Source organism: Acinetobacter sp. IRS14, from assembly GCF_034650275.1.
Taxonomy (GTDB): domain Bacteria; phylum Pseudomonadota; class Gammaproteobacteria; order Pseudomonadales; family Moraxellaceae; genus Acinetobacter; species Acinetobacter oleivorans.
On the sequence record NZ_JAOVFN010000001.1, the window covers coordinates 166469 to 181324 of the forward strand.

A 14856-nucleotide genomic window follows, 5' to 3' on the forward strand; every position below is an offset into this window, starting at 1 on the left:
TCCCTTGAATATAAATTGGAAAAAGCAAAAATTAAAAATCGTCGTCTAAATCAAAGTTGTCTTCGTCATCCAACATTTGATCTTCTGCTTTTTCAATATCATTAAGAACGCGTTGAAAGAACCGTAATTTACGTACAGTATCGCGAGCTTCACCCCAGTCTTCATCTGAGTAATCAATTTTAAATTCGCGAACTAAACTTTCTATCCATTGAAACACTTCTTGTTTAAGAGTGCTTAGATGTTCAGGGGAGGTTGCTTCATCCAGTTGCTCACGAAGTTCCAAAGCTGATTGTAAGAACTCAAAATCGCTAATAGATTGATCAAGGTGATGATCTTGCTTTTTTAATGCTAAAAGATAAGCTGCGCGGCTATCTACTTGCGATAATGTTTTAAAAGCTTGATTGATTTCACTTGATTTGATCAATGCCTGATTTTTATCTTCTGCTTTATCTGGATGATATTGCTGCTGCAAATTCAAGAAACTAGATTTTAAGCTCGCCAAATCGATATCGAGTTCTACGGGTAAATTGAACAACTCAAAATGATTCATTAGAAAGGAGGTCCACGTTAATTAAATACATTAAAACAGTGCTAAAAAGACACTGTTTTAATGAGAGATAGAAGGAGAAGGGTTATACAGTGAAAGACTCACCACAACCACATTCGCCTTTTTTATTGGGGTTGTTAAATTCGAACCCTTCATTAAGGCCATTTTTGACGTAGTCCATTTCTAAGCCTTCTAAATAGACATGACTTTTTGGATCTACAAATACCTTAACGCCAAATTGTTCGAAAACTTCGTCATGTTCATCGACAGAATCAACAAATTCAAGAACGTAAGCCAACCCAGAACAGCCAGAAGTTTTCACACCCACGCGAATGCCTTCACCCTTACCTCTGTTTTTGAGGTAATTGCTAATATGAGTCGCAGCATTTTCAGTTAAATGAATCATGAAAACTCCAACGTTTACAGTAATAACAAATTAAGCTTTTGATTTTTTAGTGCGGTAATCTTCAATCGCAGCTTTAATCGCATCTTCAGCTAGTACAGAGCAGTGAACTTTTACTGGTGGAAGAGCAAGCTCGGTTGCGATATCAATATTCTTGATTGCTTGAGCTTCATCAAGAGTTTTGCCTTTTAACCACTCAGTTACAAGTGAGCTAGAAGCAATTGCTGAACCACAGCCATAAGTTTTAAAGCGTGCTTCTTCAATCACACCGCTATCATTTACTTGAATTTGTAAACGCATCACGTCGCCACATGCTGGTGCACCCACCATGCCTGTACCTACATTTTCAGAGTTTTTATCTAAAACACCAACATTACGAGGGTTTTCGTAATGATCAATTACCTTTTCGCTATAAGCCATTTCGCTTCTCCAAACCTCGGGGTCAGCCTAATATTAATATGAGGGTAAAAACACTAATTTCAATGAATTAGTGTTCAGCCCATTCAACTGTAGAAAGATCGATACCTTCTTTGTACATATCCCAAAGCGGAGAAAGTTCACGTAATTTCTCAACAGCGGCTTTGGTAATTGTAAGCACATGGTCAATATCTTCTTCAGTTGTGTATTTACCAAAACTGAAGCGGATAGAGCTGTGTGCTAGCTCATCAGATAAACCTAATGCGCGAAGAACGTATGAAGGCTCTAAAGTTGCAGAAGTACAAGCAGAACCACTTGATACAGCAGCATCTTTGAGCGACATCATTAAAGATTCACCTTCAACAAAGTTAAAGCTGACATTTAAATAGTTAGCAACGTTTTGAGTTGGATGGCCATTTAAGAAAACTTGTTCAAGATCTTGTAAACCATTCCAAAGCTTGTCGCGAAGCTTGCGAATACGCTCTTGTTCTGCTTGCATTCTTTTGCCAGCAATCTCAAAAGCTTCACCCATACCTACAATTTGATGGGTCGCTAAAGTACCAGAACGCATACCACGCTCATGACCACCGCCATGAATTTGTGCTTTTAAACGAACACGTGGGCTACGACGTACATATAATGCACCAATACCTTTTGGACCATAAATTTTATGAGCTGAGAAACTCATTAGGTCAATTTTCATAGTAGATAAGTCAATTTCAACTTTACCAGCAGCTTGAGCAGCATCTACATGAAAGAAGGTTTTATTGGCACGTGTTAATTCACCAATTGCTGCTACATCTGTAACTGTACCGATTTCGTTGTTTACCATCATAAGAGAAACAAGAACAGTATCTGGACGAAGGGCAGCTTTTACCATTTCAGGGGTAATTAAACCAGTTTGTGGTTCTGGTTCTAAATAAGTAATTTCAAAACCTTGGTCTTCTAATTCACGACAAGGATCTAGAACAGCTTTATGTTCAATTTTACTTGTAATGATATGCTTGCCTTTAGATGCATAAAATTGCGCTACACCTTTTAGAGCAAGGTTATCTGATTCAGTTGCACCAGAAGTCCAAACGATTTCACGTGGATCAGCTTTAATTAAATTTGCAACTTGCTCACGTGCATATTCAACTTTCTCTTCTGCCTGCCAGCCATAAGCGTGGGAACGAGATGCAGCATTACCAAAGGTACCGTCGAAAGTTAAACACTCCATCATACGTTCTGCAACTTGCGGATCTACTGGAGTGGTTGCTGCGTAATCAAGATAAATTGGACGTTTCATATCAAATACCTGTACCCGATAAAAGAGCTGAATCTATGCCAGTCACATTTTGGCGTAATGCAACAGTTTGAACGTTGTCTCGGCTAATGAGGTCGGCAAGAGAGATTTTTGCTAAATAGTCGGCAATATGATGAGAGAGTTCTTGCCATAAATCGTGTGTGAGACACATTGCACCATTTTGGCAGTTACCTTTATGGTCACAACGAGTTGCATCAACAGTTTCATTTACAGCTTCAATAATTTCTAACACAGTAATTTCATCAGCATTTCGAGCCAAATGATAACCACCATTTGCACCACGAACACTAGAAACTAACCCATGACGCTTAAGTTTTGCGAATAACTGTTCTAAATAAGCAACTGAAATGGATTGGCGAGCTGCAATTTCGGCGAGCGTGATCGTTTGTTCAGTTGGCTGCAAAGCTAAATCAAGTAGAGCAGTCACTGCGTAGCGACCGCGAGTTGTAAGGCGCATGATTCGATACACATGTTAAGACTAGATAATAGGATTTTATGAATCCCGACTAAAATAGTCAAGTTTTTTTATTTTTAATTCAAGTGCAGGAACAAAATGGAAAAATAATTTAAGCAACCCACAAATTATATATGAAATAAACAATAAATATCAGGCTAATTATACCAAAGGAGAAGTTAATATTACGTTGACGCTGTTGTAAGCGAGTAATTCGATTTTGATATTGTTTAATTTCCACATGAAGTGAATTGATTTCTGATCGTTGTTGATCAATTTTTTCAAGTAATGGAGCAATTCTTTTGCGTGAAGCAAGGGCTTCAGCTTCATCATCAGGTGCATTAAACCATTGCTTCCAGTCTGCTAAAAGTTTAGGCAGAGTAAGGTGTGAAATTAAGTCTAATAACTCTTTTTTAGTTTCTTCATCACCATCCATACGCATATTCTTAAGACTGCGCTGGTTTGAAAAAGCGAAAATCTTAATTAAGTCGATAAGAGTACTATTGATTTCAAGATCAATACGTCGGTCAAAAGAATGGATATCGAACAACAAACCCTTTTCTGTAAATTGAACATAAAAGTCAAAAAAAGGTAGATAGCTATTGATACGAATAGTCGTTTTGTTTGAAATAAACTTTTTCGCTTGCAAGCGAAGAACACCATCGTGGGTGAGAATAAATGAAAAGAAAGTTTCTAAAATAATTAGAACGATATTCAGCAACAGACGGGGATGTTTTTGTCTTTGTTGCGTTTCACTCATAAAAGTTTATCCTTACAAATAGCAGTTAACCGAAGAATGGGACATCCTATCCCAAACTTAACACAATGTCGTGTTAAATATATTTACATGACTTAATTGCTTTGTAGAACAGTTTTGTAAATGGATCAAGTCTTTACTTTGATATTATAGAAATATTTTGTGGTCAAATCAGTCATCATCTCTCTCATCTGATTAGGAGTTTAGATTAATGGATAATGCAAATATAGATACGCAGGCAGAAGAGTCGGAAGAAAAAAATAAATTAAAATCAAGAAGTTCAAGAAAATCAGCTCTGGATTTTAGAAAGTATACCAAGCAAATTTGGCTAGCTGGACTAGGAGCTTTTTCTCGCGCAGAAGAAGAGGGCAACAAACTCTTTGATTCCTTAGTCAAAGTTGGTGAAGAACTAGAGTCAAAAACTGGAGACTTAGCAGATAACACTGTAGGCAAAGTCACAGAAAAAGCAAAAGAATCTGTATCTGAAACAAAAGATAAAGTAGAGAAAATTCTTGATACCAGTGTGAACCACTCTTTAAACCGGATTGGATTGGTTACTCCGAAGGATTTACAGCACATTGAACAGCTCTTAGTACAGCTTCATATTAAGGTGGATGCTTTAATAGAAGAAAACCAGCAATTGAAAGAAAAATTGAATAAAAAGTAAAAAATGTTGGGATTTAGCAAATATATAACAGTTTTTTAGCATTTATTTTCGCTAAAAGCCCTGCTCTAGTATTGCGTTTTCCCCCAAAGCATTGCTATAAAGGCGTCATGGCCTTTTAAACTATAGCCTTGGACCTTAAACAAACGATATTAAGAGGATGTTTTATTCATGAATAAATCAGAATTAATCGATGCAATTGCTGAAAAAGGGGGAGTATCTAAGACTGATGCAGGCAAGGCACTCGATGCGACAATTGCGTCAATTACTGAAGCACTTAAAAAAGGTGACACAGTAACTTTAGTTGGTTTTGGTACTTTCAGTGTTAAAGAACGTGCTGCACGTACTGGTCGTAACCCTAAAACTGGTGAAGAGCTTCAAATTAAAGCAACAAAAGTACCTAGCTTCAAAGCTGGTAAAGGTCTTAAAGATTCAGTAGCTTAATCTTTTAAGATGATTAAACGCGCCAATATAGGCGCGTTTTTTATTAAAAATCTGAATTGACCAATATTGCTCATTCATTGATTGTGGTTTTTCAGTTAAAATTCTCCTCGAAATAAAATATTGGAATACTTATGGAATCGTTTCGTACAGTCATTAAGGGTTGGCTCGGCAAAGTCCTTCTAATTTTGTTTTTGACCCCTTTAGCACTTGTAGGTATTGAAGGATATTTTAATAGGGGAAACAAGGCTGATGTTGCAAAAACAGTAAATGGTCAAGAAATATCTAAAAAAGACCTTGAAACTTTAACTCAGTCTTACAAAGAACAATATTTAGCTGCTGTTAAAGGCGATGAGAGTTTACTTAATTTGCCTGTTATTCAGGCTAAGGCACTCGATATTTTAGTGTCGCGTAATTTACTAATTCAACAAGCTGAAAAATTAGGTATCTCACTTAGTGATACTCAAATTGAGCAAATGTTAGCTCAACAACCTAGTTTGCAAGAGAATGGACAGTTCTCTCAAAAACTCTATGAAAATTACTTACGTTCTATTGGTATGACAAGTCAGGGCTTAATTGCTAGTCTTCGTCAAGATCATGCTTTAAAAATGCTAACGTCAACTTTTTCTGATTACTCTTTAGTAAGTAAAGTTGATTTAATGCAAATTGCGAATTTGCAAACTGAACAACGTACATTACATTTGGCTAGTATTAAATTAGATGGTTATAAAACTGGTTTAACTGCCTCTAATCAAGAAGCTACTGATTATTACAACAAACACCAAAATGAGTTTAAACAACAATCTTCTGTTGATGTGGATTATGTGGTTGTGTCGCCATCACTAATGGCTAAACCAGCTCCGGCAACTGAAGCTGAACTTCAACAAGCGTATAGCAAGTTTGTTGAAACTCAGAAAAAAGATGCTAAACGTACTGTGAAGCATATTTTAATTACTACTGATGCTCGTGATGATGCCGCAGCTCAAAAACTTGCTAAAGAAGTATATGCGAAAATTCAAGGCGGTCTGACATTTGCACAAGCTGCATCTCAGTTCTCTGAAGATCCAAGTTCGAAAGCAAAAGGTGGTTTAGTTGAAGCATATGCACCAGGTGTTTTTTCCGATGCATTTGATAAAACTGTAGTGAGCTTGAAAAATGGACAGATTTCTCAACCAGTAAAAACTCAATATGGTTATCATATTATTGAGGCAGAAACTCAAGCTAATCAAATCCCTTCATTTGAAGCTGAAAAGGCGCGTTTAACTGCTGAGGTTGAAAAGAATAAAGTTGCGACTGTTTATTCAGATACTGTAAACAGTTTAAATGAAACGATTGTTGGTAATGACTCTTTAGAAGCTGTTGTACAAGAAGTAAAAGGTACAAAAGTTGAATCATTAAATGGCGTAACTTTAGCTACACAAAATCCATATTTAAGCGATCCAAACGTTAAAATTAAATTATTTAATGATGACGTGAAAAATGGTGACCGTAATGCATCATCTAATATTCAGTTAGCGAATGGTGATACGGTATGGGTTAAAGTACGTGATTATCATGCTGCTGGTGTAAAACCTTTAGCTCAGGCGATGAATGAAGCAAAAGCAAAAGTTATCGACGAAAAAGCGCGTAAAGCTGTTCAAGCAAAAATTGCTACAATGCTAGCTGAATTTAAAACTCAACCAGCAGATCAAGTAGTTGCTAAAAATAAAGTAGCATTTGAATCGGCTGGCGTATTTAGTCGTTCACAAGGATTAAAGCGTGAAATTGAGCGTGCAGCATTTAGTGCAGCTACACCTAAGCCAGGTATGTGGTCTGTTACAACAGCAAATTTACCAAATGAGCTAGTTGTTGTTGCGGTTTCAAATGTAAATTCATCTGCTGCTAATGCTATTCCTGCTGATCAGTTACAGCAGTTAAAGCAACTTTATCGTCAGTCACGTGGTCAACAAATATTGGAAGATTACAGTCAATATTTAAAATCACATGCGAAAATTAAATAATAATTTGATTCAATAAAAAAAGCGCCTCGGCGCTTTTTTTATTGGCAGTTAATCTAAGCTGTGCCCAATATATTGCTGTCTATATTGTTTAGGAGATAAATCAAAAATTCGCTTAAATGCCTGACTAAATGCTGTTTCAGATGAATAGCCAACCTTATTTGATATTTGCTGAATTGATAAGTTGCTTGTTCGTAAATACTGACTAGCTAAACGGAAACGATAATGTTGTAAATAAGTTAGAGGTGGCTCACCAATAATGCTACTAAACAAATTTGCAAATTTAGAACGTGACATACAACATTGTTCAGCTAAAGATTCAACTGTCCATGTAACTTCTGGCTGGCTATGAATAGCAGATAGGGCATTGCTTAGTTCGGGATGAGTTAAGGCACTTAACCAGTTTTGTTGATCTGTCATCTGTTGAATATGATCACGAATACATTCAATGAGCAAAATACTGACTAAGTGATCAATAATTTTGTCGTGACCAGGTCGAATTTTTTGAGTTTCAATTGCTAGAAAATAAAGTCCAATTTGTAGCCATTCGGGTGGAGTGGTTTGATTTTCATGCTGAATATGCATGATCGATGGCAGGGCATTAATGAGTGGCCCAGCCATATGGGTATCGATTTGGCAGCGTAAAGATAGCAATAATGTATTATCTGGAGATGAAGTACCAAATTCGATGGCATCTTGTCTATGACCATTAAAAAGTGACGTTATATCTAAAGAATCTACCAACTTACTCGCTGTTGATTTTGAGTCAGTCGCACTATGTGCTTTCCCCGAAGGAATTAAAATAATATCGCCAGCAGTCGCAGTTATTTTTTCTGAAGTGTTAAGTTGAATATATACAGAACCAGTTAAAACAATATAAGCAAGTAAAGCAGATTGATCTTGTGTTTTAAAAGCCCATTCTCCTTGCGCTTTTAAATAGATGTATTCAGACTTATTCAGGTGAATATCATCAAAAAATTTACTTAGTGCATCCATATTTAAATGATCAATCATTATTTTAATAAAATTATAGTGAGCTATAAGAATAGATCAACATGTGTTTTTAGGACAGAAAAGTGGAAGAAAATGCCAAAGACTTTAACATAGGTTTTTTGGACGGTTACTACTGTTAACTAAACACTATTTCTTTAACTATATAGACATATAGAAAAAGGAAATATAGCTATGAATGCACCAGTAAATGTTCAGCACGAACTTATGCCAGTGCCTGCGTCTATGCGTGAAATAGATCGCAAACGCTTTTTATGGATGATTAGTCCTGCTTTACCTGCTATCGGTTTAGCTATTTTAGCTGGTTATCAGTTTGGTCCACGTCCTTTGAAGAAAGTTTTCGCATTAGGTGGTCCACTTTTATTACATGTCGTGATTCCTGCAATTGATACTATTATTGGGAAAGACGCTCGAAATCCGACAGATGAAGAAATTAAGCTTTTAGAAAAAGATCCATATTATTCACGTCTTGTGAAGAGCTTTATTCCTCTACAGTATGCTGCAAATGTTTATGCATGCTATTTAACAAGTCGTAAAACGACATCTTTTATTGATAAGATTTTACTTGGAATTTCAATGGGTGCAATCAATGGTATTGCGATTAATACAGCCCATGAGTTAAGTCATAAGCACGATCGTATAGACCATATTCTGTCTCATCTTGCTTTAGTTCCAACTGGCTATAATCATTTCCGTATTGAGCATCCTTATGGTCATCATAAGCGTGCAGCAACACCAGAAGATCCAGCTTCATCACGTATGGGTGAAACATTCTATGAGTTCTGGCCACGTACTGTGATTGGTTCTTTTAAGTCTGCAATAGAAATTGAAAAAAATCGTTTAAAACGTAAAGGTAAAGAGTTCTGGTCTTCAGATAATGAACTATTACAAGGCTGGGGAATGACTGCTGCTTTTCATGGTTCTATGGTTGGAATTTTTGGTAAAAGTACAATTCCATATTTAGCGACACAAGCATTTTATGGCATTAGTCTTTTTGAAATTATTAACTATATTGAGCATTATGGTTTATTACGTCAGAAAAAAGAAAATGGTCAATATGAACGTACAATGCCAGAGCATAGCTGGAACAATAATAACGTTGTAACAAACTTATTCTTGTACCAATTGCAGCGTCATTCAGACCATCATGCTTATCCGACTCGTCCATTCCAAGCATTGCGTCATTTTGACGAGGCACCAGAGCTACCAAGCGGTTATGCCAGTATGTTATTACCAGCATTAATCCCTTCATTGTGGTTCAAAATAATGGATAAGCGAGTTTTTGATCATTATAAAGGTGATTTAAACAAAGCAAATATTTCGTCAAAACGACGTGCAAAAATCTTTAAGAAATTTGGTGTAGTTGATAAAGCGTTAGACAGTACAACTGCCGAATAAATAAAAATGTAAATTCCTGAAATACGAAGCCCTCTAGTTTAATCGCTAGAGGGCTTTTAAGTTTTTAAATAAAAAGCTAATAAAAGAAGGGAAAATTTCCCTTAATTATTATTTTAGTTCGCTAGAGGATTTACCCAGTTCTCGGCGGGCAATGATTAATTGCTGGATTTGCTGAGTACCTTCAAAGATATCGAGAATCTTCGAATCACGTGCCCATTTTTCAAGTAACTCATCTTCGTTATAGCCAACACTTGCTGCCAATTCGACACATTTTAAAGTGATCTCATTACCCACACGACCTGCTTTTGCTTTTGCAATAGAAGCTTCCTTAGAGTTTGGTTTTTTGTTATCTGCCATCCACGTTGCTTTTAACATGAGTAGGCGAGCGGCTTCCCACTCAGCTTCCATACGGTAGATTTGAGCTGCAAGGTTAGAAGCATGTAGGTAGGGGGTAGAGTAATTAGGATCGAGTTGATCTTTAAAAATCTCTTTAATACGTTCTAGTGAAGCTTTGGCACAACCGATCGCCATTGCTGCAACTAAGGGGCGAGTATTGTCAAAAGTTTCCATTACTCCAGCAAAACCTTTAGCGACATCTACTTTAGCATTACCTAAAAGGTTTTCGGCTGGCACACGGCAATCAATAAAACTAATCACTGCCGTATCTGAAGCTTTAATTCCTAATTTATGTTCGAGGCGTTCAACCTTCATTCCTGGTGTACCTTTAGGTACCACAAATGACTTAATAGCTGCACGTCCAAGTTTGCGATCGAGTGTGGCCCAAACGACGACTGAGTCTGCACGTTCGCCAGAGGTCACAAAAATCTTTTCACCATTTAAAATATAGTCATTGCCATCTTTGGTTGCAGTGGTGCGGATCGCAGCAGAGTCAGAGCCGCATCCTGGCTCAGTAATGGCCATTGCTGCCCATGTTCCATTGAACCGCTCTAATTGCTCATCATTTGCCACAGCAGCTATTGCTGAGTTCCCAAGCCCTTGACGTGGCATACTCAGCAATAAGCCTGTATCGCCATAACACATCTCAATAATTCCAAGAGCGGTCGACATGTTGGTTCCGTTACGAATACCTTCATTGTCTATATCACTGCGCTTTCCAGCACCTGCAGCTCCAGCATTAATACCTTCGCCACCTTCATTCATACCATCAATGAGTGAAGCGAGCATATCCAGCTCTTTGGGATACGCATGCTCAGCCTTATCATATTTACGAGAAATAGGGCGTAAAACATTGATCGCAACATCATGTGCTTGATCAATCATCATTTTGAATTTTTTAGGATTTTGTAAATTCATTAAAGTATCCTCTGATTGATCATTTAAGCATGTAAGCCAGATTGTAAAATTGCAGTAGCGCGTAGATCACGGTACCAGCGTTCAACAGGATGTTCTTTTGTGAAACCATGCCCACCAAGAATTTGCACACCATCTGTACCGATTTTCATGGATTTTTCAGCACAAAGTAGTTGGGCTAGATAAGCTTCGCGGTGAAATGGCTTGCCTGACTCTGCAAGGCTTGCTGCGTTTAAAAGCAGCATACGCATTGCATCAATTTCAATAGCCATATCTGCAATCATGAAAGCGACACTTTGGCGATGAGAAATTGGCTCACCGAAAGCAGTTCGTTCATTGGCATATTTAATACAATAAGCTTTAACAGCTTCACATGTACCTACAGCCATTGCACACCACATTAAGTTACCCAAATCTAAAAAAGCAGTGTAATCAAAGTCTGTTGCGCCTAGTCTAAGAGCAGGTGTGTGATTAAAACGAAGAGTTGCAGTTTCTGTGGCTTTAAGACCCATGGCCGGAGTGTTTTTTATTGAAATTGTGTCATCGCATTGCACGACAAATACGTCTGGTTTGCCGTTAAAGTCTGCACTTACTAAAAATACATCAGCTAAATCACCTAAAATCACTAATGTTTTTTCGCCATCAATAAAAAACTGATCATTTTCAAGTGATGCTTTTGTTTTTAAAGCATAAGGATTAAATGCTGGAGTTGCCTCTTGAACTGCAAAGGTTGCTGTAATGTCTGAGTCTTCTGCAAAACAGGGTAGGTACATTGACTGAACTTCAGCAGAACCCCAACGTGTGATTGCATTGATAACGCTAAATGTACTGAGTAATCCTGCTGTGAGGCTAAAATCACCTTCAGCTAGTTTTTCAGCTATTAATAGATTACTTACAATATTTTGTTCGGTCGCGACACCGCCTAATGCCTCTGGAAGTGCATAGTAGTTAAGACCTAAATCTTCAACATATTGCCAAAGACTTTCAGGAAACTGAGCATTCTGGTCAGCTTCATGTGCTAATCCTAATAGAACCTCTTGAGCAAATTGAGACATTGCATCAGAGGTCATTTGTTGTTCTTCAGTTAGGCTTAAATCAAATAGATTTTTTTGTTGGCGAGGTAATCGCTGTTGGGAGATCTGTTTTGGTTTAAATGCTTTTTGAGTCTGGCTTAATGCTTTAAAACCAGCTTTTGAACCTTGATAAAGAGATTTTTCAACAAATTTACGCAACTTGAGTTGATCAAGTACATCGCTTCCAGCCAATCTGGTAATTAGCGATAAACCCAAACCCTGAGCTTTATTGATCATACTTGTCATGATTATGGTGTCCTAACACGTTGTTATCGTTTTATGCTGACACGCCTCATATTAAAAAACTATGTCGTTACTGACATTCAAAAAATGAGTAGATAAATGGCAAATAGAAAATAATAAAATTATAAGTTTTTGATTTTATTTGTTTAAAAATATTTGATGATTGGGTGGGTTCAGAGGTATTGACTAGAATGACATGGAATCATTCTAGTCCTTTATTAAATTAAGCAAAGTTACGAATCATACGTCGCACATTTGTTTTTGCATCAATAACTGTCATAAACGTATAGGCCCCAATAAACTTACGGCTAATAAACATAAATTCTTTTGGAGGAACTGAGAAATAACGTGACGCCATTGATTTGCTTGCTTGCTGCATAACACGGCTATGTAACTGGCTTTTCTTCCAGTCATAACGCTCATGTTCATCCATAAGGCCAGCGGGCATATCTGGATTATTTGCAGGGGTACTAAATGCTTCTGTCGCGATTAAAAACACATCGGCCATGCCAGGTTTAATACTTTCAGGCATTGCATCAAAAAATTCATATCCAGTCATGGCTTGTACCATCGCATTTTTATCATGCTGATAACCTGCCTGAATGAGTTGACGTGCAACTGCTAACAGATGTTCATCAAACTGACGGATAGCACCAAAATCTAATAGCACAATTTTGTCTTGAACGTCTTGGCCATTACCCAAACGAACAAGGTAATTACCAAAGTTAGGGTCAGTCTGCATTTCACCCCATTCAAAAATTTCACGAACTGCAATTTCAAGTGAAGCTTCGCCGAGCTGATTACGACGTTCTTGAGGCAAAGACAACATCACAGGGCTATTGATTGGAACACCGCGCTCGAAAGTCATGCAAAGTACTTGATTGGTGCAGTATTCATCTACAATTGTCGGAACAATATAACGCTCGTCATCTTTTAAGCGTTCACCGAAACGACGGGTAGTGGCAGCTTCAACATCATAGTCAACTTCGCGATGCATCATTTCACGTACTTCATCAAACCACTGATCAAATTCACGGGTTTGTGGCACCATACGTGTCAGTTTAAGCATGTTTTTAAACAAGCTCATATCTGAATCAATTGCATTTGCAACGCCAGGATATTGGATTTTTAAAACTAACTCTAAGCCGTCTGATTTACGTGTTGCACGATGTACTTGTGCGAGAGATGCAGTACCAATTGGTTCATGATCAATCGTTAAATCATTTAATTTAGCACCCAGTTGCTCTTGTAGATGTGGCTTAATTGCAGGCCAATCTAAGGCAACGGTTTGGTTATTTAGGGTATTTAATGCTTGTGTAATCTCTTCTGGTAAAAAGTGTTCACCATAAAGAGCCATCATTTGGCCAATTTTAACAATAGAACCCTTAAGTTTACCTATTTCAGAAACCAGATAATTAGCTTGTTCGCTCATCGCTTTTTTGCGTTTCTTTTCTTTTTCTTCTTCATTAGAAAATAAAGAAGAGGCACTTGCAGTTGCCCAACGTGTTCCTGCAAGTAAAGAAGCTTTCGCGATTGATAAGCGTCGATCCATGGAAGAAGTTTTTAAACTCTTAAGCTTATCTTTCTGATTTGACATGAAAATAGAATCCTATGCGCATCATGCAGCCAAACGCTGGTGATCTAAAATTGTAACGAATATTACATGTTTTGAGCGTATTAAAATAGTTCTCTCAGACTGAATGATAGGCCGAAATGGTCATCTTTATTCCAATAATTCTTAAATAGCCTAAGCAATTTGGAAATTTAAGAAATTAAAACAATTCAGATGAGTAAAACTAAGATAAAACAGATCTTTGATAACAAAATGGATTACATTTTAAATTGAATCTTTAATTCAGATTTCTGCATCAAATGCAGACGATTGGTCTGAATATGTTGCAATAACATCTGTTTGACTGAATCATGCATAAAACCAAGTGCATGAGCTTTTACAATAATGATGCTAGGAAGGGTGTAAAAGAAGTACTTAACATCATCAAGAGTTGCATTATTAAAAATACCTTGTTCAATTAACGTCTGCTGCAAAAACTGCTTTTCGTTTAATACAGAATCTGAAGATTCATCCCAAAAACGGTGACGCATCGCCATCAGATTGTTGTGTTTATAACTCATAAAATTGTCAGCTCAGACTTCAAATCTAAATAAAATATATGGAGTCGAGCAACGAATATCAAGTTGAGATTATTTTTTCTTCAGTTGCTGTTTGAATTTTTATGTAACTCTTGTAAATAGCCTAAGCAAATTTAAAAATTTTTCTAAAAAAACTATAATCGAAACAATTTCATCTATAACACCACTTATCATGACTCCTGCATGTAGATTGTTAAAAAGTAATAAAATCGAATTTTCTATTCATGAATATGAACATGATTCAAATGCTAAAAGTTTTGGATTAGAAGCAGCCGAAAAATTAGATTTAGATGTAAACGAAGTATTTAAAACTCTAATGGTAAGTGACGATAAAAATTATTTCGTTGCTGTCTTACCAGTTAATCATCAATTAAATTTAAAAAAAGTAGCTACGGCGTTTGGATGTAAAAAATTACAGATGGCTAATCCTAAAGATGCTGAACGTTTAACAGGATATTTAGTAGGAGGGATTAGTCCTTTAGGTCAAAAGAAACGATTAAAAACGGTCATTGATGCATCAGCTCAAAACTTTAATAAAATTTATGTAAGTGGGGGAAAAAGAGGGCTAGATATTGGTTTAAATCCAAAAGATTTAGCTCAGCTTTTAAATGCTCAATTTGTTGATGTACTTGATCAATAATAATGGCTTAAAAACTTACTTTAAGAACTAACCATGATTCTCT

General features: G+C 36.8%; 16 protein-coding genes. 5 read left to right on the forward strand and 11 right to left on the reverse strand.

Features of this window, described 5'->3' with window-relative positions; translation table 11 throughout:
• Positions 1 to 31: 31 nt before the first annotated feature.
• From hscB to ODQ17_RS00830, 6 genes are all read right to left on the reverse strand, one after another.
• Positions 32 to 550 (reverse strand): Fe-S protein assembly co-chaperone HscB, encoded by a 519-nt coding sequence (gene hscB, locus ODQ17_RS00805; RefSeq protein WP_005304822.1) that lies wholly within the window; start codon positions 548 to 550, stop codon positions 32 to 34.
• Positions 551 to 632: 82 nt separating this feature from the next.
• Positions 633 to 953 (reverse strand): iron-sulfur cluster assembly protein IscA, encoded by a 321-nt coding sequence (gene iscA, locus ODQ17_RS00810; RefSeq protein WP_004792648.1) that lies wholly within the window; start codon positions 951 to 953, stop codon positions 633 to 635.
• A gap of 30 nt (positions 954 to 983) precedes the next feature.
• Complete coding sequence (gene iscU / locus ODQ17_RS00815) at positions 984 to 1370, reverse strand: Fe-S cluster assembly scaffold IscU (RefSeq protein WP_004792646.1); 387 nt, start codon at positions 1368 to 1370, stop codon at positions 984 to 986.
• 67 nt (positions 1371 to 1437) lie between these two features.
• Positions 1438 to 2655 (reverse strand): IscS subfamily cysteine desulfurase, encoded by a 1218-nt coding sequence (locus tag ODQ17_RS00820; RefSeq protein WP_005304823.1) that lies wholly within the window; start codon positions 2653 to 2655, stop codon positions 1438 to 1440.
• A 1-nt stretch (position 2656) separates the two neighbouring features.
• Positions 2657 to 3130, reverse strand: a complete 474-nt coding sequence (locus tag ODQ17_RS00825; RefSeq protein ID WP_004792640.1) for an Rrf2 family transcriptional regulator — start codon at positions 3128 to 3130, stop codon at positions 2657 to 2659.
• A gap of 109 nt (positions 3131 to 3239) precedes the next feature.
• The gene (locus tag ODQ17_RS00830; protein WP_322901088.1) at positions 3240 to 3887 is read right to left on the reverse strand and encodes a hypothetical protein; all 648 of its coding nucleotides are present in this window, start codon (positions 3885 to 3887) and stop codon (positions 3240 to 3242) included.
• A gap of 208 nt (positions 3888 to 4095) precedes the next feature.
• On the opposite strand from ODQ17_RS00830, the gene ODQ17_RS00835 reads away from it, so the two are divergent.
• The 3 genes from ODQ17_RS00835 (at position 4096) to ODQ17_RS00845 (ending at position 6989) form a co-directional block, all read left to right on the forward strand.
• On the forward strand, positions 4096 to 4551 hold the full coding sequence (locus ODQ17_RS00835) for a phasin family protein (protein ID WP_005304825.1): 456 nt from the start codon (positions 4096 to 4098) through the stop codon (positions 4549 to 4551).
• Between the two features lie 168 nt (positions 4552 to 4719).
• The gene (locus ODQ17_RS00840; protein ID WP_001043034.1) at positions 4720 to 4992 is read left to right on the forward strand and encodes an HU family DNA-binding protein; all 273 of its coding nucleotides are present in this window, start codon (positions 4720 to 4722) and stop codon (positions 4990 to 4992) included.
• A gap of 131 nt (positions 4993 to 5123) precedes the next feature.
• Complete coding sequence (locus ODQ17_RS00845) at positions 5124 to 6989, forward strand: SurA N-terminal domain-containing protein (protein ID WP_107880057.1); 1866 nt, start codon at positions 5124 to 5126, stop codon at positions 6987 to 6989.
• Between the two features lie 48 nt (positions 6990 to 7037).
• On the opposite strand, the gene ODQ17_RS00850 is transcribed toward ODQ17_RS00845, so the two are convergent.
• On the reverse strand, positions 7038 to 7982 hold the full coding sequence (locus ODQ17_RS00850) for an AraC family transcriptional regulator (RefSeq protein ID WP_013198047.1): 945 nt from the start codon (positions 7980 to 7982) through the stop codon (positions 7038 to 7040).
• 189 nt (positions 7983 to 8171) lie between these two features.
• Between ODQ17_RS00850 and ODQ17_RS00855 the strand changes: the two genes are divergently transcribed.
• Positions 8172 to 9395: an alkane 1-monooxygenase gene (locus tag ODQ17_RS00855; RefSeq protein WP_144730539.1), complete on the forward strand. Its 1224-nt coding sequence runs from the start codon at positions 8172 to 8174 to the stop codon at positions 9393 to 9395.
• A 108-nt stretch (positions 9396 to 9503) separates the two neighbouring features.
• Here ODQ17_RS00855 and ODQ17_RS00860 read toward each other — a convergent pair whose 3' ends face one another.
• The 4 genes from ODQ17_RS00860 to ODQ17_RS00875 form a co-directional block, all read right to left on the reverse strand.
• Complete coding sequence (locus tag ODQ17_RS00860; RefSeq protein ID WP_322901093.1) at positions 9504 to 10709, reverse strand: acyl-CoA dehydrogenase family protein; 1206 nt, start codon at positions 10707 to 10709, stop codon at positions 9504 to 9506.
• Positions 10710 to 10732: 23 nt separating this feature from the next.
• A complete protein-coding gene (locus ODQ17_RS00865) occupies positions 10733 to 12016 on the reverse strand; it encodes an acyl-CoA dehydrogenase family protein (protein ID WP_322901480.1) in 1284 nt (427 codons plus the stop codon).
• A gap of 229 nt (positions 12017 to 12245) precedes the next feature.
• Positions 12246 to 13619 (reverse strand): ABC1 kinase family protein, encoded by a 1374-nt coding sequence (locus tag ODQ17_RS00870; protein ID WP_005304840.1) that lies wholly within the window; start codon positions 13617 to 13619, stop codon positions 12246 to 12248.
• Between the two features lie 233 nt (positions 13620 to 13852).
• Positions 13853 to 14155, reverse strand: coding sequence for a hypothetical protein (locus tag ODQ17_RS00875; RefSeq protein WP_004792622.1), 303 nt, complete (start codon positions 14153 to 14155; stop codon positions 13853 to 13855).
• 190 nt (positions 14156 to 14345) lie between these two features.
• Here ODQ17_RS00875 and ybaK point away from each other — a divergent pair, with 190 nt between their 5' ends.
• Positions 14346 to 14813: a Cys-tRNA(Pro) deacylase gene (gene ybaK, locus ODQ17_RS00880; protein ID WP_004792620.1), complete on the forward strand. Its 468-nt coding sequence runs from the start codon at positions 14346 to 14348 to the stop codon at positions 14811 to 14813.
• Positions 14814 to 14856 lie beyond the last annotated feature (43 nt).